Origin of the sequence: Mesorhizobium sp. M0808 (genome assembly GCF_040320025.1) — a bacterium.
In the GTDB taxonomy this organism is placed as follows: Bacteria; Pseudomonadota; Alphaproteobacteria; order Rhizobiales; family Rhizobiaceae; genus Mesorhizobium.
Genome location: NZ_JAMYOX010000046.1, coordinates 1 through 17,096, shown reverse-complemented (window position 1 = coordinate 17,096; position 17,096 = coordinate 1). Strand labels below are relative to the sequence as shown.

15 protein-coding genes and 4 pseudogenes are annotated in these 17,096 nt (G+C 60.2%); 9 read left to right on the top strand and 10 right to left on the bottom strand.

Features of this window, described 5'->3' with window-relative positions; translation table 11 throughout:
* Nucleotides 1–153: 153 nt before the first annotated feature.
* Together NKI25_RS36590 and scpB are read left to right on the top strand one after the other, a co-directional pair.
* Nucleotides 154–1,174, top strand: a pseudogene (locus NKI25_RS36590) (DUF1403 family protein).
* 5 nt (nt 1,175–1,179) lie between these two features.
* Nucleotides 1,180–1,743 (top strand): annotated as a pseudogene (gene scpB, locus NKI25_RS31240) (SMC-Scp complex subunit ScpB); the annotation flags it as partial.
* Here scpB and NKI25_RS31235 read toward each other — a convergent pair.
* Nucleotides 1,744–1,941: pseudogene (locus tag NKI25_RS31235) on the bottom strand (hypothetical protein); the annotation flags it as partial. It lies immediately after the preceding pseudogene.
* A 120-nt stretch (nt 1,942–2,061) separates the two neighbouring features.
* Between NKI25_RS31235 and NKI25_RS31230 the strand changes: the two are divergent.
* Both NKI25_RS31230 and NKI25_RS31225 read left to right on the top strand, forming a co-directional pair.
* Nucleotides 2,062–2,211, top strand: coding sequence for a helix-turn-helix domain-containing protein (locus tag NKI25_RS31230; RefSeq protein WP_353000331.1), 150 nt, complete (start codon nt 2,062–2,064; stop codon nt 2,209–2,211).
* Between the two features lie 24 nt (nt 2,212–2,235).
* Nucleotides 2,236–2,949, top strand: coding sequence for a substrate-binding domain-containing protein (locus NKI25_RS31225; RefSeq protein WP_353000306.1), 714 nt, complete (start codon nt 2,236–2,238; stop codon nt 2,947–2,949).
* Nucleotides 2,950–3,269: 320 nt separating this feature from the next.
* Here NKI25_RS31225 and NKI25_RS31220 read toward each other — a convergent pair whose 3' ends face one another.
* From NKI25_RS31220 to NKI25_RS31195, 6 genes and pseudogenes are all read right to left on the bottom strand, one after another.
* Entirely contained in the window at nt 3,270–4,028 is a 759-nt protein-coding gene (locus tag NKI25_RS31220; RefSeq protein WP_353000304.1) for a class I SAM-dependent methyltransferase, read from the bottom strand.
* A gap of 111 nt (nt 4,029–4,139) precedes the next feature.
* Nucleotides 4,140–4,589 (bottom strand): hypothetical protein, encoded by a 450-nt coding sequence (locus tag NKI25_RS31215; protein WP_353000302.1) that lies wholly within the window; start codon nt 4,587–4,589, stop codon nt 4,140–4,142.
* A 915-nt stretch (nt 4,590–5,504) separates the two neighbouring features.
* On the bottom strand, nt 5,505–6,542 hold the full coding sequence (locus NKI25_RS31210; RefSeq protein WP_353000300.1) for an IS110 family RNA-guided transposase: 1,038 nt from the start codon (nt 6,540–6,542) through the stop codon (nt 5,505–5,507).
* 118 nt (nt 6,543–6,660) lie between these two features.
* On the bottom strand, nt 6,661–7,005 hold the full coding sequence (locus NKI25_RS31205) for a hypothetical protein (protein ID WP_353000298.1): 345 nt from the start codon (nt 7,003–7,005) through the stop codon (nt 6,661–6,663).
* A pseudogene (locus tag NKI25_RS31200) lies at nt 7,005–8,098 on the bottom strand (IS5 family transposase). Before NKI25_RS31200 ends, NKI25_RS31205 begins: the two are co-directional and overlap by 1 nt.
* Nucleotides 8,099–8,311: 213 nt before the next feature.
* A complete protein-coding gene (locus NKI25_RS31195) occupies nt 8,312–8,503 on the bottom strand; it encodes a hypothetical protein (protein ID WP_353000296.1) in 192 nt (63 codons plus the stop codon).
* A gap of 240 nt (nt 8,504–8,743) precedes the next feature.
* On the opposite strand from NKI25_RS31195, the gene NKI25_RS31190 reads away from it, so the two are divergent.
* The 5 genes from NKI25_RS31190 to NKI25_RS31170 all read left to right on the top strand — a co-directional run bounded on the left by NKI25_RS31190 (nt 8,744) and on the right by NKI25_RS31170 (nt 14,224).
* Nucleotides 8,744–10,072 (top strand): KamA family radical SAM protein, encoded by a 1,329-nt coding sequence (locus tag NKI25_RS31190; RefSeq protein ID WP_353000294.1) that lies wholly within the window; start codon nt 8,744–8,746, stop codon nt 10,070–10,072.
* A gap of 332 nt (nt 10,073–10,404) precedes the next feature.
* The gene (locus NKI25_RS31185; protein WP_353000293.1) at nt 10,405–11,094 is read left to right on the top strand and encodes a CoA transferase subunit A; all 690 of its coding nucleotides are present in this window, start codon (nt 10,405–10,407) and stop codon (nt 11,092–11,094) included.
* On the top strand, nt 11,072–11,731 hold the full coding sequence (locus NKI25_RS31180; protein WP_353000291.1) for a 3-oxoacid CoA-transferase subunit B: 660 nt from the start codon (nt 11,072–11,074) through the stop codon (nt 11,729–11,731). Before NKI25_RS31185 ends, NKI25_RS31180 begins: the two co-directional genes overlap by 23 nt.
* A gap of 7 nt (nt 11,732–11,738) precedes the next feature.
* A complete protein-coding gene (locus NKI25_RS31175; RefSeq protein ID WP_353000289.1) occupies nt 11,739–13,040 on the top strand; it encodes an ArgE/DapE family deacylase in 1,302 nt (433 codons plus the stop codon).
* 2 nt (nt 13,041–13,042) lie between these two features.
* The gene (locus NKI25_RS31170; protein ID WP_353000287.1) at nt 13,043–14,224 is read left to right on the top strand and encodes a thiolase family protein; all 1,182 of its coding nucleotides are present in this window, start codon (nt 13,043–13,045) and stop codon (nt 14,222–14,224) included.
* A gap of 101 nt (nt 14,225–14,325) precedes the next feature.
* On the opposite strand, the gene NKI25_RS31165 is transcribed toward NKI25_RS31170, so the two are convergent.
* Genes NKI25_RS31165 through NKI25_RS31155 form a run of 3 tightly spaced genes read right to left on the bottom strand, consistent with a single transcriptional unit; the run spans nt 14,326 to nt 16,611 of the window.
* Nucleotides 14,326–14,901, bottom strand: a complete 576-nt coding sequence (locus NKI25_RS31165; protein WP_353000285.1) for a GNAT family N-acetyltransferase — start codon at nt 14,899–14,901, stop codon at nt 14,326–14,328.
* Nucleotides 14,902–14,915: 14 nt separating this feature from the next.
* Nucleotides 14,916–15,275, bottom strand: coding sequence for a RidA family protein (locus tag NKI25_RS31160; protein ID WP_353000283.1), 360 nt, complete (start codon nt 15,273–15,275; stop codon nt 14,916–14,918).
* A 16-nt stretch (nt 15,276–15,291) separates the two neighbouring features.
* On the bottom strand, nt 15,292–16,611 hold the full coding sequence (locus tag NKI25_RS31155) for an NAD(P)/FAD-dependent oxidoreductase (protein ID WP_353000281.1): 1,320 nt from the start codon (nt 16,609–16,611) through the stop codon (nt 15,292–15,294).
* Nucleotides 16,612–17,096: the final 485 nt, after the last annotated feature.

Genomic DNA, 17,096 nt, shown 5'->3' with positions numbered 1-17,096 from the left:
CCGATAGCGGCCATTTCTGCACTCTAGATCCGATAACGAGCGATAATGCATTATCGTTCGTTATGTGTTGTCGACAGGTACGGCGGTTTCTGTGCAATTCGATTGCCAAAAGCGCCGCCATGATTCATCGTGCTTTCGATGATTCAGCGGCCGATGATTCAGCGGCCCAAACCTTTTCCACGCCACCACGCGCCGCTTGCCGGTGCCCCTTCGACCGCGCCGATGGCAACGGTGCCGGCTTGGCTGCGCCGGGCCGTCCCGGATGCGCAAAGCCTTGCCGGACAAGACATTGAGGACGTCGCGCTCGCTGCCGGCGCCGCCATCGGCGCGCTCGACGCGGTGGTCCGCCGGCAGGAGCGGTGGGCCGGCGCCTGGCGGCAGCGCCTGGCGCTTTCGAGCCGTGGCAACGGCGAAGCAGGTCGGCCGCGTCGAGGATGAAGGCGCGCTGCGCGACGCCGTTCTGCTCACACGGCCGGGCGATTTTCTGTCCGTCGGCCCCGCCGGATCGAAGCTGCTGGCTTGGCGCCGGCTGGCCGGCACGCCTGCCGAGAAACTGCTGACCGGGGCGAGCATCGGCGCGGTGCTGGATGACCTTGGTCTCCGCCGCGACGACGAGGTGGTCAGCGAGCTGGCGGACAATCTTCGACAGCTTTCCGCAGGTATCGGAATGGTCGGCATGCTGACCGGCGCGTTCACGGCGGCCGAAAGATATGGTTTCGCACGAGCCTTCGGATGCTGGCTCGCCGACGCCCTGCTGGCGCAGCGGCTGGGCTGGGCACACGCGGTGCCGCTGCTGGGCGCTGAAGCGGCCTTGGGCGCAAGCGCGCGCCCGCGCCGATCGGCAGCCGGCTCTGCGGCGACAGGCATTGAGACAAATCCTGAACGTGCCAAAAGTCTGCCGCCGCGCAGGCGTGCGCTGCGTTGCGCGCCATCGATCTTTCCGCCGAGCTCGAGCGCCGCGCGGACCGCCTGCTTGCCGTTGCGCCGAAACTCAGGGCCAAGGCGGCGGACGTCGTCGTGGAAAAGCTGCTCTCCGACGACGCGATCGTCGCCTCGGAAAAGATCGCAGGCATGGAGCGACCGTGGGCTGCGCCGGCTGTTCGACCGTCTGGTCGAACTCGGCGCCGTGCGCGAGCTTTCCGGCCGCCCCGCGTTCCGCATCTACGGGCTGTGACGATCATGGCGGAGAGTGTACGTAAGAGAAGGGACGGCCGGCCAAATGACCATTTGTTTGATCGGGAGCTCGATCATCTGCCGCCGCAAGCGCGTTGGCGCGAATGGATGCAGCGCGTCGAGGCAACGATCTTCGCCGCCAGCGAACCGGTTACACGTGAGGTGCTTGCCCGGGTCGTCGGCAGGAGTTGCAGCATCGACCTCCTGATTGACGACATCCGCGAGGAGCTGCGCGGCCGGCCCTATGACCTGGTCGCCGTCGCCGGCGGTTTTCGGCACCTGACCCGGCCGGCCTATGCCGATGCCATCCGCGCCGCTGTCGGTGGAAGTGGGAAGACGGCCGACCTTACGCAGTCGGAGGTTTTGGTGCTGATGTGCATCGGCTACTTCCAGCCGATCACCCGCGCCGAGTTGTCGTCTTTCTTCGGCAAGGAGATCAGTCGCGATTTTATTGGTCATCTGCGCGGTGCCGGCCTGATCGCTTCGGGCCCGCGCAGCCCGACCCCGGGCGCGCCGTACACCTATGTCACCACAAAAGAATTCCTGCTGGAGTTCGGGCTCGACGCAATCTTAAATTTCAGGACAGCGTTGCGCGCATCCCAAGCACAAGACTCCGCGCTTTCCCGATCCAGACAAACTGGACACCGGAGTCCTGCGGCGCAGAACCTTCATCAAGAAACGGGTCGAGCAGACCCCCGCCAGCAGCTTCTCCTTCGACAGCAGCCCCGCATCCTCAAGCGCCTCGACGTCGGGAAGATCGCGCAGTGTGGCATTCTCAGCAGCATTGCGCAAATAGACAATGGAAATAGAATTGATAGGTTCGGAGAATGCTACCTCGGCCTGAGGGTCTCGTCTGGGACTTGGACTGGAATCTTTTGCGAACCTTCGTTGTCATCGCGGAAGTCAAGAGCATCACCCGAGCGGCTGAACCTTAAGCAGCCGAGCGTCAGCAATGCGCTGAGACGGCTGGAGGTCCAGGTTGGCCGGCGTCTAGTCGAGCGCGACGCGAATCGTTTCGAACTCACCGAAGTCGGATAGCTGGTCTACGAGCAGGGCATCGAGGTGTTCGGGACAATTTCCCAACTTTCACTGCTGATGCACGGCGTTAGCGGCGATGTTACCGGCCATGCCACGATCGCGGTGGCAAGCGACGTTATTTGCCCGCTTTTCGATCGGGCGCTGGCTCAGTTCCACGCAAGCTACCCTCGAGCGAGCCTGACCATCTCCGTGGCGGCGAGCGCCGAGGTGACCAAGCAGGTAAGGGAGCGGCGGGCGTCTTTTGGCATCTGCCTTGTCGGCCGGCGCGACCCCGCGCTCGACTACGAGATGGTCTACCGGGAATTCTTCGGCATCTTCTGTGGTCCGCGCCACAGGCTGCACGGGCGCAACGGCCTGACCCTGGACGATCTCAAGGGCGAATCTTTGGTGTCTTTCCAGACCGACCACATCTTCGATGCGTTACGGCCGGTCGCGCTGCTACGCAGCGAGGCGAAGCTCGATACCAATGTGATCGGGGTGTCGTCCAGCCTTGAGGAGGTTCGCCGCATGATCGTCGCGGGTTTCGGCATAGGTCCGCTGCCACTGCATGTCGCACGTCGCGACGTCGCCGACGGAATCCTTTGGCGCCTGCCACCTTACGACACACCTCCAGCCGTCGACATCTTCCTGCTGGTCAATCCGGACAAGGCAATGAACCGCGCTGAAAAGGCGCTGCTGTCGGGCCTTCAGGCTTTGCTCGCTGAAACGCCGCTCGAAGGGCGCGTCTACAACGGCTGAGCGGCCGCGCCTAGGGTCGAATTGTTAGCCACGAGCAGTCCATCAGCATCACTTTGCAACGATGTGATGGCGGCAGAATGGACAATCACGATCGAGGGCAGCAAACGAATTGGTGCCACCTCCGGAAGGAGGTCGGCATCGACAAGCGCTTGACTTCAAGCTGTTGATAAAGCGACCCTCGTCTTTAATCGCACGAAAGGGCGGGCCACCGATCTCCGATCCGGGACATGACGTCTGATATTCTTCAAGCGACCCGCAGATTCGCTCTACCCGTCCGCGATCAAGCCTGTAGACAATACGCAATCGCCCCGACCGCCCATTTACTTGTACGCGACGACGACGAGGCGCGGGCCATAGGATGTAAACTCTTCGCCTTCCTGCCCGTATGCTTCAACAGAATCGAACCCCGCACTTCGCAACATGCGAACGCATTCGGAAAACCCATATTGTCTGATAGAAAGACGCATGCGTCTCACGCAACCACCGCGGATGACGATCCTTTCGGAGTTTCGACGATCGGTCAGCGCGTCGTTGTTGATTATATCGATTCTTAGATCATTGTCGCGCTGCACGATCTCGTAGGTAGGCGACTGCTCGCGCAGCAAAGAGAAGCGATTGATCTGATCGATTAGCAGGCGCCCGCCCTTTCGAAGTGAAGCGGCGGCTTCATGAAGGACTCTCTCATTATCAGCTTCATCGAAATAGCCAAACGTCGTGTACCACAGAAAGGCCGCGTCAAACCGATCTCGCCAGGGGAGTGAGCGCATATCCCCACGAGTATACTCAACATCTACCCGGCGTTCAGCCGCATCCGCTTCGGCTTTTTTCAGCAAGCTCGGCGAGATATCCAATCCGGTTACCCGCGCTCCTTTTTCCGCCAACCGGTTGGTAATCCGCCCATAACCGCATCCGAGTTCAAGAACAGAGTTGCCGTGTCCAAGTGAAAGAAGCTTCCAAATTGCTTCTACTTCCCGGTCGCTTCTCTCCGGCGGATTGACCAAATCGGCAAAATACAAGTAATCTTCACTGAAGTATGATTCGAGTTCCGGTATAGAATGTGGAGTCGTCTCATAGTCCATGATGATTCTCCATTTTTGGATTTCCTTCGATTTATACCGATCTGCTCTTCTGATTTGTACATTGTCGCATCTAGCCGCTTTCGTTAAAAGTAAAAGTTTTGTTATTGTTTTTTACGTTTGTTTAAATATTGTCAGTCGTTCGAGTGCCGGAAAGTGCATGATCGCCTGCGGCAGAGCGAACATCTGATCCTCATGCACCAGCAGGTGTGACGGACCTGGGGACCTGATCTTTTGAAAGAAGATTGGCCGCCAGGAGGGGGCGGCATCATCACCGCGAGTGTGCCGGATGCCCGAAAGCAAGGCCTGCGCAGCCGGGTCCGTGATCTGATCGAACTTCCGGCGCAGGGTCGCAGCCGTGGTTTCCGGCGTAATGCCGCCTCGTCTCGATATTCTCGTGGCCAAGGAACGCTGCACATCGGTGATGTCCATGACGAGCCACCACAGTTTCGTCGCCATGGTGTAGTGCAGAAGGTGCGGATAGACCAGCTTGGTGATCCTGGCCTTCCGTGAAATCTGGCGAACGATCTGGCCGATGCGCTGGCGGCTGTAGGTATAGGGCATGGTGCCGGCACCCCGCTCCCGGCTCTGGAAGAGCGGGCCGGCATGGCGGACGCCGATATGAAGCCGGAGCATCTGCGCCAGTTCCCGGCGGATCGGTATGCAGCCCGAACAGGGTCCGGAGCAACAGACCTGTCGTTCCGCCGGCGTCATAAGCATGGTTGATGAAGGTCAAGTTCCTCCTCGACCCTGCTTCCTCCTCGACCCTCCGCCGTTCCCGCGGCGCTGACAGGTCGGCCCGGGCGGGCGCGTTTGATGACCGCCGTGCTTTGCAGGTTAGTCGATCCCTTCCCGGATCAGGATTGTTGCGATTGCGCCAGACCGAAGCCCGAACGGCACAGGGTCACGAATTGGAGAATGGTTCAGAGCCGAAGGGCAGGAAAACCTGTCCTGCGCACAGGAGAGATTTAGCTGATCGGCGGACAGGCCGGTCAAAACACAACCCAGTCCGAGGAAACCCCTCGGGTGAAAAGCGAGCAAACCCCTTGAATTCTTTCATTGGAGGAGCAGATGCGGTGGAGCAGGATCGGCGCGCATCTTCTGCTGCAAACCCGGACGCAGACCTCCACGGCTCCCTGCGCTCGACCTTCCAGCAATCGTATCCCGGCATGGCGAACGACAATCGCGAACTAGCAGGCTTCTCTGATTGGGGTCGTTGAGGTCAAGCTCCTCCTGATATTTTTCCGGACCATGTCGCCCCGCGGGTCACTCGCTTCTCTTCGCGGTCGACGTTAAGCCGCCGCATGATGGGGTCAGTAGAGCGAGGCGTCTCAATCTGTTGAACGACCTTGGGAGAGTTCGTCCCAGGATCGTGCCTGCTAACGAGATCGCCTTGCCCGTCGTCCCCACGGGAACGATCCGGATCACGCCCCTTCGGGCGGAATCAACTCCTCCTTCGTTGGTCCGTTATCCCGTATTTCATGCCGGTACGGGGCCGGGTGCCTTGCCGAAGCGGAATTCTGTCGCATCGCTCCACATGCGATGCAGGATGACAGCGAGCTTGCGAGCAACAGCAACTCGGGCTCGGGCCATACCGCGCCGCTTGGCGACGTTCATACCCCACGCTCTGAGGCTCGACCATTTCTTGCTGAGCACAAGCAGTGAATGAGCCGCCTCATAGAGGGCCGTGCGGGCGAGCTCGTCACCGCATCGGCTTACCTTGCCCTGAATGTCCGTCTCGCCAGATTGATAGCGTGCCGGGGTCAGACCCAAATGCGCTCCGACATCCCTCGATCGGCGAAAGCGGTCCGGCTGATCGACCGTGGCACGAAAGGCGAGCGCGGTGATGGGTCCCACACCGGGCACGGACATGAGGCGCCGGCAGACTTGCTCCTTGCGGGCGATATTGAAGACCTGCTTTGTCAGTCGCCCGAACTCGCGCAACATCGTTGCCACGATCGCCAGAAGCGGCTCGACAAGCGCCATGATGACCGTATCTGCGCCAATCAGTTCGCGCACGCGATGGGCGAAAGCTGCGCGGCCTGGAGTGCCGAGCTTGATGCCGGCCTCCCGCAGAATCGCCCTGACGACATTTTCGATCGTCCGCATTTCATTGAGGACCGTGCGTCGCGCAACGAGGAGGGATCGCCAGAGCCGACACTGCTGGCTCTTCACATGCACCTGCCGATACCAGCCGGTGCGCATGATCTGCGCCAAGGCGCGGGCGTCGTTGCGATCGGTTTTGTTCGGCATCGTTTTCATCGCCGCGTTGGCCTGCCGGGTCTCGATGCAGATCGCTGGCAATCCTTCGGCGCGAATACCGTCATAAAGCCAGGCTGTCAGCGAACAGGCTTCGAGCCCGATGCGCTCCAGCGGCAGATCGATTTTCCGCAAGGCTTCATAAAGCGCCCTCGGCTCACTCGCCGCCCGCCCTTCCTTCACGATCCGGCCGCTCTCGTCGACGACACAGATCGCGGTCTCTTCCAAAGACACGTCAAGTCCGGCAAAATACTTCATGGCTGCTCCTCCTGATGTTTGTGGCGATCTACATCGACCACGTTCTCACATCTCGACAGGAGCAGCCGCCCTCAATTTGGCTCGGGCGAGACCCCAATCACCCCATCTGTTGAAGAAGTCAGGCTCTTTCGCAAACGAAGCCTGAATCGTCGGCGTTGTGGATGTAGAAGTGGCCGACGAGGCGGCCTGCAGTGCCAAAGACAGCCCAGCCGCGGCCAGAGGCTGGGTCTTTCTCTTCATGCCCCTCCCACGAGAATTCCGCGCATGCTGAGCCATCGCGGGTGCCATATCGGACATCGAGGAAGCCCTTGAGTGCGCCGAAGGCGATCTCGCCATCCGCCGAGCCTTTGAATGTCAGATGCGCTTCCTCGACGAGATCGAGGGAGTCGTTATCCCAAACATCCATCTCGACGATGCGCCAGCGGCCGGCAAAGGCCTTGGCGAAGCCGGGAACCTTGGCCATCAGCCGGTCTCCGCCATGAGCTTTGGCAGTCGCACCAGATTGTAGGCAGCGGCTGCGAAGGTGAAGGCCCATCCGACACGGTCGCGGCCGCGGAACCTCGTCTTGTGCTGGCCGGCCACGACCTTGATCCAACCGAATGCCTCTTCGATGCGCTTCCTGATGCGCTGGCTGACAGCATAGCCGCCATGCCGCGTCGTGCGCCCGTCGATCGCGGAACTGCGGCCGCTCGTGTCGTTCTGCGCTACATGCGGCGTCACCCTCATCGAGCGTAGCTCATTGACAAAGTCTTCAGTGTCGTAGGCCTTGTCGGCACCGAGCGTGATCGCCTGTGGCCGTTCCGCGCGAGGTTCGATCATGTGCAGTGCGGCCACCCGCTCAGCATGTCCGTCGGCCAGTGTCAGGCAGGCGTCGACCAGCAGCCAGTGGCGGTTCTCCATCAAGCCATGTCCCATAAAGCACAGCTTGGCCTCCTTGCCTTTGCCCTTGCGATAGAGCCGGGCATCCGGATCGGTGGTCGAGGCATGTGTGTCGTTCGAGCGCTTGTGGCCATGGAAGTCCGCTTCCGCGTTTCGCCCGCCCCCTTCAGCCGGCGGCTCGCCCGAGCCGTCCTTCGGTTTGACGCTCTTCATCGACGCCCAGGCCTCGATCAGCGTTCCGTCGACCGAGAAGTGATCCGTCGAGAGAAGCCTCTTGACCTTGGGCTGCACCAGCACCGCGCTCAGGAACTTTGCGGCGATGTCGCCCTCCAGCAGCCGGTCGCGGTTCTTGGAGAACACAGAATGGTCCCAGGCCGCATCGTCAACTCCAATCCCGACGAACCAGCGGAACAGAAGGTCGTCTTCCAGCCGCTCCATCAACAGCCGCTCCGAGCGGATCGAATAGAACGCCTGTAGCAGCATCGCTCGCAGCAGCTTTTCCGGCGGGTCGAAGGCCGCCCCATCGGCGAATACAGCGCCGCGAAGTCCCGCTCCAACGCCGCCAGCGCCTCGTTCACAATCGCCCGAATGCGGCGCAACGGATGATCGCGCCGCACCCGAGCCTCGAGATCAACATAACTGAACAGTTCGCCAGACCGGTCATCCCCGCCGCGCATGCCTCGTTCTCCGAATCTCTTCGGAGACACTGAATCACGCTCACTGCCTCGCTGCGAGCCACTTTTTCAACAGCCTGCTAGACGAAACAGCTCTCGCCGCATAACCGCCCCATAGTTCCTCATGCTCCCCCCAGAACTTCGCCGCCGTCAGACAGAGGGGTGTGCCGGTTAGGGTGACGACGAGGCTCGAATCCATCAGCACCCCGCAGAAGGTCAGCACGTTGGGCTGCCCGGTCTCGTTGCGCCGGCGTTGATGGTTTTGGTGAAGCCGATCTTGCCCGGCTGCGCGCGGCTGTAGATAAATTCGGTCGTGTCCTGCAGGATTACGATTGCCGGTCTTTCGCTCGCCGAAACGCGCGCCGCGGTCGCCGCAAAATGGCCGGCGAGAACGCTATGTTCGGTCACACGCGGATTGTCAAAGAAGCGGAAGGCCGCGTTTCGTCGCCGCCCATCGCGGAGGATCCTACCGGAGGCGACGGGGAATTCCCGCGTTGGTCAACGATTTCTCGCTGTCGCATGTCCGACAAAATCGGACATGCGAATAGCAGTACTAGCGCTATCACATTGTTGCAAAAGGATTGTCTCCTTTGGCATGGTTCATGCATCGATATCCGCGAACGCGTCACCTAATGGGGAGAACCCTCCATGACCACGCTCACCGACTATACTGTTGCCGCCATCTCAAGCGAAGTTCCAATGAGCAGTATTGCGCATGAGATGAGAAACGAGTCCGCTGACGCTGCATGGCAAGAGCGTCATGCCGTTACTCGCGTTGACCAGTTGCGCGAATGGATGGGGGTCGACGCCGACGGCAGTCTGATGCGAGACATTGAGCTCGGCCTCGCGCGTGCGCCGATGGCGATGCGGATCACGCCTTATGTGCTGAACTTGATTGACTGGTCGAACTTCCTCCAAGACCCAATCCGCAAGCAATTCATTCCCGTTGGAAGCGAAATTCTTCCATCTCACCCGTTACTAAAAATGGATTCGTTACATGAACGAGAAAGCTCACCTGTAGATGGACTGGTCCATCGCTATCAGGACAAGGCACTTTTACTCGCAACGGATCGCTGCCCGGTCTATTGTCGTTTTTGCACCCGCAGTTACAGCGTGGGTCTAGACACGTCGTCGGTCTCGAAGAAAAGGCCGTCGCCATTCCAGAGCCGATGGGATGCTATCCTGGCATACCTTCGGGCGACCCCCGTCATCGTTGACGTAGTAGTGTCGGGGGGAGATTGCTTTCGGCTCAAACCTTCCCGACTTTTGGCGGTCGGCATGGACCTTCTGTCCATCCCCTCAATTCGCCGCATCCGATTCGCGACGAAAGGCCTCGCTGTACTGCCTATGAAAGTCACAAGCGATCATGAATGGACTGATGCTCTTGTCAAAATTAGCGATGCTGGCCGGAATCAGGGCGTAGAGATTTCATTTCACACACACTTCAACCATCCTGGAGAAATCACCGACTACACGATTGCGGCTGCAGAGCTTCTTTTCAAGCGGGGAATAAGGATGCGCAATCAGTCGGTTCTGATGGCTGGTGTCAATGACGATCCCGAGGTCATGAGACAGCTCGTCAAAAAACTCTCAGACCTACATATCCAGCCGTACTACGTGTATACTTGTGATCTTGTCGACGGAATCGAGCACATGCGGTGCTCGGTAAAACTAGCATGTCAGATAGAAAAGGCCGTACGCGGGATCACGGCTGGGTATAACACTCCGTTGTTCATTGTCGACACGCCGGGAGGCGGTGGAAAGCGCGACGTCCACAGCTTCGAGCATTATGACAGTCAGGCTGGGATTGCTGTGTACCGGGCTCCATCTGTCCGGCCGGACCAGTTCTTCATATATCCGGATCCTTTGCAGTCTCTCTCTTCAGATGCGCAGGCGGCATGGTTAGATCCCCAGCGCGCCAATCATATACTGAGCGATGCGGTTGAGGCCGCTCGAGAAAAATCGATGGCGGTTTGAATGGCCGAACAAAGCGGCATGTGCCCAATATGGTTTCGGGGATCGAGCACAACACGATAGCCTTCCGTAGAGCGATCCAGGTGCTGCGTCAGGCTGAGGTCAGCGTGTTTGAGAGCTTTTTGTCGCGCGGCCGAGCATCGCCTCAATCGAGACGACCCGATAAATCGCGGGGCGTCGACCGCCTAGCATTGTCGAAACTTATATACTCCGTTCACGGTATCTATTTGCTCCTGTCCCCTCCGGCATGATGTCTTTCACGGCGCATAGTTGCGCCAAGGACGGCATTCGTGACCGTGAAGCATTTGCCGAGATAACCCGGATGGGAGAATAGGGTGCGTAACAAACTAACGGAAATCGAAGAGGCGATTGCAGGAATACGTGACGGGATGACCATTATGGTCGGCGGTTTCGGCGTGCCAGGAACGCCTTTTACCCTGCTGGAAGAATTGGTGCGTCAGGCGCCCAGGAATCTCACGATTATCAAGAACGACGCAAACGAGATCGGGATGGGCATCGACTTTCTGTTGAAGGCAGGTCTCGTCGAGAAACTGATCGCGTCGCATATTGGCCTGAACGCGCGGGCGGTCGAGCAGATGAATGCCGGCCGACTGAAGGTCGAGTTCAACTCTCAGGGCATTCTGGCCGAACGTATCCGCGCTGCCGGCGCCGGCTTGTTGGGCATCGTGACCGACATAGGGGTTGGCACAATGCTGCAGAATGGCAAGACTGCGATTGATATGGACGGCACGACTGCACTGATCGAAACTGCGCTTAAGGCGGACTATGCTTTGATTCATGCCGTGCAGGCAGATACTTTCGGCAATTTGAGATTTGCCGCGACGGCGCGCAACTTTTCGCCGCTCATGGCTATGGCCGCCGGAACAACGGTCGTCGAGGCGGAGGAAATCGTCGCGCTCGGCGAGCTTGCGCCCGACGAAATTCATACACCCGGGCCGTTCGTTCAAAACGTCGTCGGTCTCCAAGTTATCAGCGAGGCATATGATGTCGTCCGACGCGCGTGAAATGATGCTGCGCCGTGCGGCGCTCGAACTCAATGATGGCGCCACGGTCAATCTCGGCATAGGTTTGCCTACCAAGGTGCTGGCCTATGTCGGCCCCTCGATAACGGTGTGCGTTCATTCCGAGAATGGAGTGGCCGGCATGGGCCCTCTGGCGGAATACACCGCAGCCGATCGGAACCTCATCGATGCGGGCGGCAACTACATCACCACGCTGGCCGGCGCTTCTTACTTCGATAGTGCGGCCTCGTTCGCGATTATCCGCGGCAGAAATCTCGATCTCACGATGTTGGGGGCCTTTGAGGTTGCGAGCAACGGCGATCTCGCCAACTGGATGATACCGGGAAAGTTCACGCCCGGGATAGGGGGCGCGATGGAACTGGCCCAGAAGGCACGACGCGTCATCGTGCTGACGACGCACGTGGACAAGGCCGGAAAACCCAAGCTGGTCGAGCAATGCACGCTGCCCCTGACTGCTCAGCGGTGCGTTCACAGGATCATCACCGACCTGGCCGTCGTCGACGTGTCATCGGGCGCCTTTGAACTTGTTGAATTGTTTGCTGGCGTTTCGGTCGAAGAGGTAAAGGCTAAGACCGGGGCACTGCTCGTCATCCCCCACCCACTTGCAATTTTCAATTGAGGACTTAATGGATTCGAACTTTCGCCAGACCGTTCTGCGCGCGGTGGACAGCGCGTTCGATCGGCAAACGGATTTCCTGAAACAACTCTGCCGCTTTCCGTCCGTACGCGGCCACGAGCAGTCGATTCAGCTCTATTTGGCGGACGCGCTTCGCAGCCGCGGTTACGAGACGGACGTTTGGGAGATCAACGAGCAGGATCTTGCTGATCTTCCCGGCTTCTCGCCGGTGCTCGAGCCTTATGCGCAGGCGCTCAATGTGGTCGGGAAAAGCATCAGCCGGAGCCGCAAGGGGCGCAGCCTCATCTTGAACGGACATGTGGACGTGGTACCCACCGGTCCGCTTTCCATGTGGTGCAATCCGCCCTACGAGCCCTATATCGAGGAGGATTGGCTTTACGGGCGCGGTGCCGGCGACATGAAGGCCGGCCTCTCGTGCAATCTTTTCGCGCTCGAAGCCCTTGCCTCGCTCGGTTTTCAACCGGCCGCCGATTGCTACCTGCAATTCGTCGTGGAGGAGGAGTGTACGGGCAACGGCGCGCTCGCGTGCCTACAGAGGGGATACACAGCCGATGCCGCGCTCATCCCCGAGCCGTTCGGAGAGGCGCTCGTCATCGCCCAGATTGGTGTATTATGGCTCCAGGTACGTTTGAAGGGCATTCCCTCGCACATTGCCCATGCCAGCGCAGGCGTAAACGCGATCGAAGCGGCACTGCCCCTGATTTCTGCGCTTCGAGAGCTAGAGACGCGGTGGAACGACGCGGCTCGTCGGCCGACGGAGTTTGAAGGCGTCGATCACCCTTTGAACCTCAACATAGGACGGATCGAAGGCGGAGATTGGGCATCGAGCGTCCCGGCCTGGTCGACTTTCGACGTGCGCATGGCGATTTATCCCGGAGACGATATTGACGCGGCCGAGCGGGAGCTTCGGCAATGCATCGCGTCGGCTGCGGATAGGTCGGACTATCTGCGGCAGAACCCGCCGGAGGTCATCTGCCATGGCTTCCGTGCGCAGGGTTACAGTCTGGGGCGCGATTGCTCCGAGGCGGCGACGAATGCCATAGAGCTGCTGGCCGCCATGCACCAGATCGTCAACGGATCCCCCATGGCGCGGACGCCGATCACCGCCACGACCGATGCGCGCTACTTCGGTCTCTACGCCGGCATGCCGGCGCTGGTGTACGGGCCGGTCGCAGAGCGAATCCACGGCTACGACGAGCGCGTACTGCTCGATTCCGTAAGGCGTGTCACACAGTCGATTGCGCTCTTCATCGCTGCCTGGTGCGGGCTCGAACCGATCGAAAGGGCTTAGGGATGCGGGACATTGTCATCGTATCAACGGCACGCACTGCAGTCGGCAAGGCGTATCGCGGCTTTTTCAACAACACCGAGGCCCCGTCGCTTGCCAGCCATGCCATGAAAGCGGCCGTCATTCGGGCGGGCATTGACCCGGGCATGGTCGACGACGTCATACTTGGCTGCGCCGTGACCCAGGGAACAAGCGGCGTCAATGTCGCGCGCCATGCCATTCTTGCGGCCGGCTTCCCGGTCTCGGTCGCCGCCATGACCATCGACCGCCAGTGCGCCTCTGGTCTGTCGGCAATAGCGACCGGCGCCATGCAAGTCGCATCCGGCAGCAGCCGGATCGTTCTCTGCGGCGGGGTTGAATCGATCAGCCTTGCGCAGAACGAGCACATGAACCGTTACCGCGAGCGGGATCCGGTCGTGGAATCATCCTACCCACTCTACTATATGTCGATGGCGCAGACGGCCGAGCGGGTGGCCGAAACGTACGGCATCACCCGTGAACGTCAGGACCAATTTGCAGTGCAGAGCCAGGAGCGCGCGCGCAATGCGCAGCGGCAGGGAAGGTTCGATGCGGAGATCGTTCCTATCGTCGTCTCACAACTGGTGAAAGACCGTGACAACGGCACCATGTCCTGCAGGACGTTGTCTGCGGACCGGGATGAAGGCCCGCGCGAAAGCACCTATGAGGGATTAGCGGCCCTAAAGCCCGCACTTGAACATGGGCGCTATGTGACAGCCGGCAATGCCAGTCAACTCTCAGACGGCGCAAGCGCTCTCGTTCTCATGGATGTCGAAACCGCCGGGCGGGAGAACCTGAAACCGCTGGGAATTTTCCGCGGAATCGCGGTTGCCGGTTGCGCGCCTGAAGAGATGGGCATCGGCCCCATCATTGCGGTCCCGAAACTTCTTGCCCGCCATGGGCTAGCAATTGACGACATTGACCTGTGGGAGATTAACGAGGCCTTCGCAGCGCAACTGCTGGTGTGTATCGATCGCCTGGAAATCCCGCCGGAACGCCTCAACGTCAATGGCGGCGGCATTGCGCTCGGCCATCCCTATGGCATGACCGGGGCGCGGCTAGCCGGACATGTGCTTATCGAAGGCCGGCGCCGTGGGGCCAGGCTGGCCGTCGTCAGCATGTGCATCGGTGGCGGGCAGGGTGCTGCGGCACTCTTCGAAGTCTGCTGAACAAAGACCCATAGCGAAGTGGCATGGCGCTACCCAGGTGGTGCCCTTTCGGTTGTGGCGAAGGGCATGCGATGAGAAGGTGAGAAGACGGGCTCGCCTGATCAGCGAAGTAGGATCGCCGCCCTCTGCTCCAGCGTCAGAAGCCGCATTGGCATCAGCACATCTGCGACGACACGGAAGCCGGCCTTCTGGTAGATTGCCAGCGCCGCCGGATGGTCGAGCGAGCAAGTCTTGAGCACAATGCACCGCACATCGGCGGAAAAGGCCGCCGCGATCGCCTCGGAGAGCAGCCATTTGCCAAACCCGCGCCCGGCCACGTGCTCCATCAGGCCGAAGTAGACCACCTCGACAGTCTCGTGGTCGCGACGATCGAGATCGAAGAAGCCGGCCGGCGCACCCTCTATCAGCAGCACACGCATGTCGCGTCGCGGTCCGTGGATGCGGACCGCGAGGTCCGCGTCGCTCAGGCAAAGATAGTCCTGCCAGTGCCACTTGCGTCCAATCCTATCGACAAGGTAGCGATAGAAATGGAGCGGTGGTTGCCTGAGGGGCAGCAGCAGACCAACATCGCCATTGTGCTGGCCAAGTGTACCCCAGTTCTCTCGAGTGAGCTCAAGCGTCTTCATCGAGATTTCAACCTCAGGGCCGTCGGGCGCAATGGCTATGTCTGTCGTCATTGTAGCTCGAACCTCTAGACGGTGGGACGTTGCGCCGCCGTAAGCATTATTTCCACGTCGTAGTTCGCGACGAGCGCCGAGCCGACACTCGCGCGCGCCGGCACGGACCCCTGCGGAATCCACTTCTCGTAGGCTGCCGTCATTTCTGCCCAGTGTTTCATGTCGGTGAGCCAGATCGTCACCTGCAGGATGCGCGACTTGTCGGAGCCACTCAGGGCCAGCAAGCGGTCGATATTGGCAAGTGCTCCTTCGGTCTGTTCGGTGATAGAAGCATTCGGTGATCCGACTTGGCCACAGAGATAGACGATGCCATTGTGGACAACGGCTTGGCTGTAGCGTGGGCCGGGCTCGACATGGGTGATATCGTCGTTCATCGATGATCTCCTTTTTTCATGCTTCGCTGCGTGCGAGGAAACGGTCGCGGGCGAGGCGCAGGCGTGCGCCCCAGCCGAGCAGCGGCTGGGGCGGCAAGCGCTGTGGTCGGCTACGCTGTTCAATCAGGGGTATCCATTCGCTGTCCTGACGGGCGGCGAGGTTGGCAACTTCACGCCCCAGGAGATTGGCAAGGGCAAGCCCGTTGGCATTGTAGCATCCGGCAACGAACAGTCCATCGGCTACCTTGCCGAATACATGATGCCCGTTCGCACTCAGGCAGACGATGCCCGACCAGGAATGGGTGAAAACTTGTGGGCTTAGTGCCGGAAACCGCTTCGTGAGGGCGCGGGCATGATCAGCCTTTCGCCGGACAAGCGCTGTGGGATCGAGTGACATGCGCCGCGGAACCTCGCAGGTGTTCCGGACGAGGATGCGCCGATCGCGTGTCAGCCGGATCGTCGCTCCCATGGCATCGGCCGACAGAAGACCATACGGCTTGGGCGCACCGATCGCTGCGTATTCGTCGTCCGTTAGGGGGCGGGTCATGCTCGCCGTAAGCTGCAGAGCGAAGCTGCGGTCCTGGCGAATACCGACTTCGGGCATAAATCCATTGACGGCCATGATGACGTTGCGCGCCACAACCTCGCCGGAAGGCGTCTTCAGTCGATACCCGCCATTGCTGGATTGCCATGCGATGACAGGCGTGTTCTCGTAAGCCTTGATCGACGGCGGCAAATTGTCGGAAAAGCCGCGCGCGAGTTTGGCGGGCTGCAACATGACGCTCGTCTTCGTCCATACGGCAGTCGTGTAGAAGCCGGTACCGATGTGATCGCGAAGCCTTGTCCCGGTCAGGACCTCGTTCGCGACGCCGAGTTCGCCCAGAAGGCGCGTAAATTTCTCAAGCCTGTCGAGGTAGCGCGGGTCGCGGGCGCCGTAGAGTTTTCCGCACGGATCCCAGTCGCAATCGATGCCGTGCCTGTTGACGAGGGATTTGACTTCGGCGATGGCGGCGAGGGCGAGCTTGTATTTTTGCCGAAAGACCTCGATGTCCGACGCTGTGCCGGTCCCTTCGTTGAGCGCCGCATCGACCAGGAAGCCGGAGTTTCGCGCGCTTGCACCTTCTCCGACGCGGCTGGCCTCCAGGAGGATGATGCGCTCGCCGGGTTTAAGCGTCGCGAGTTGCCGCGTCGCGGCCATGCCCGTGTAGCCGCCGCCCACCACCACCCAATCCGCTCTTTGTGTGCCGTTCAACGCCGGACGCGTCGACCGTTCGGGCAACTGGCTTAGCCATCCGCAGGTTGAATCGTTGCCGGGTAGCCGCTTTACTCTCGGCATGTTACTAAAATCTCCGTATGTCGCCGCAGCCGGCATGTGTTCACCTGCGGCGCGGCTCTATATCCGGATCGTTGCCCGCGCGGGGGGGCGCCGCGCAAATAGATAAATCGCATGGGCGCCATTGCGCGAGCCTATGGCGCTGGCGCGCAACGCTGTTCGGTGTCGACCGGGGCCCCTGATGGCCGCAGGGACTGGCCTGGTAAGAAACGGCTCGCAGTACTGTCCGCATTCAGCAGACCTATAGCCTATTGAAACAGTCTATTTGATCCCGCCTCGTTGGTCGGCGCATCAATTTCGCTGGCAGCGTTGCATCCAAATGATCTCAATAAGCAGCACGTCGGGTAGAAGGAAAATCTGGTGAAAATCTCAGGACTTTCCACCGGCCAACAACGACGGCGTTGGTGCACGGATCTTTTCTTGGTGTGGGTTTAGGCAAGCGGTAACCGCAATAGCCTTTGTAGCGGAGCCATGCCGCGTTCAAATAC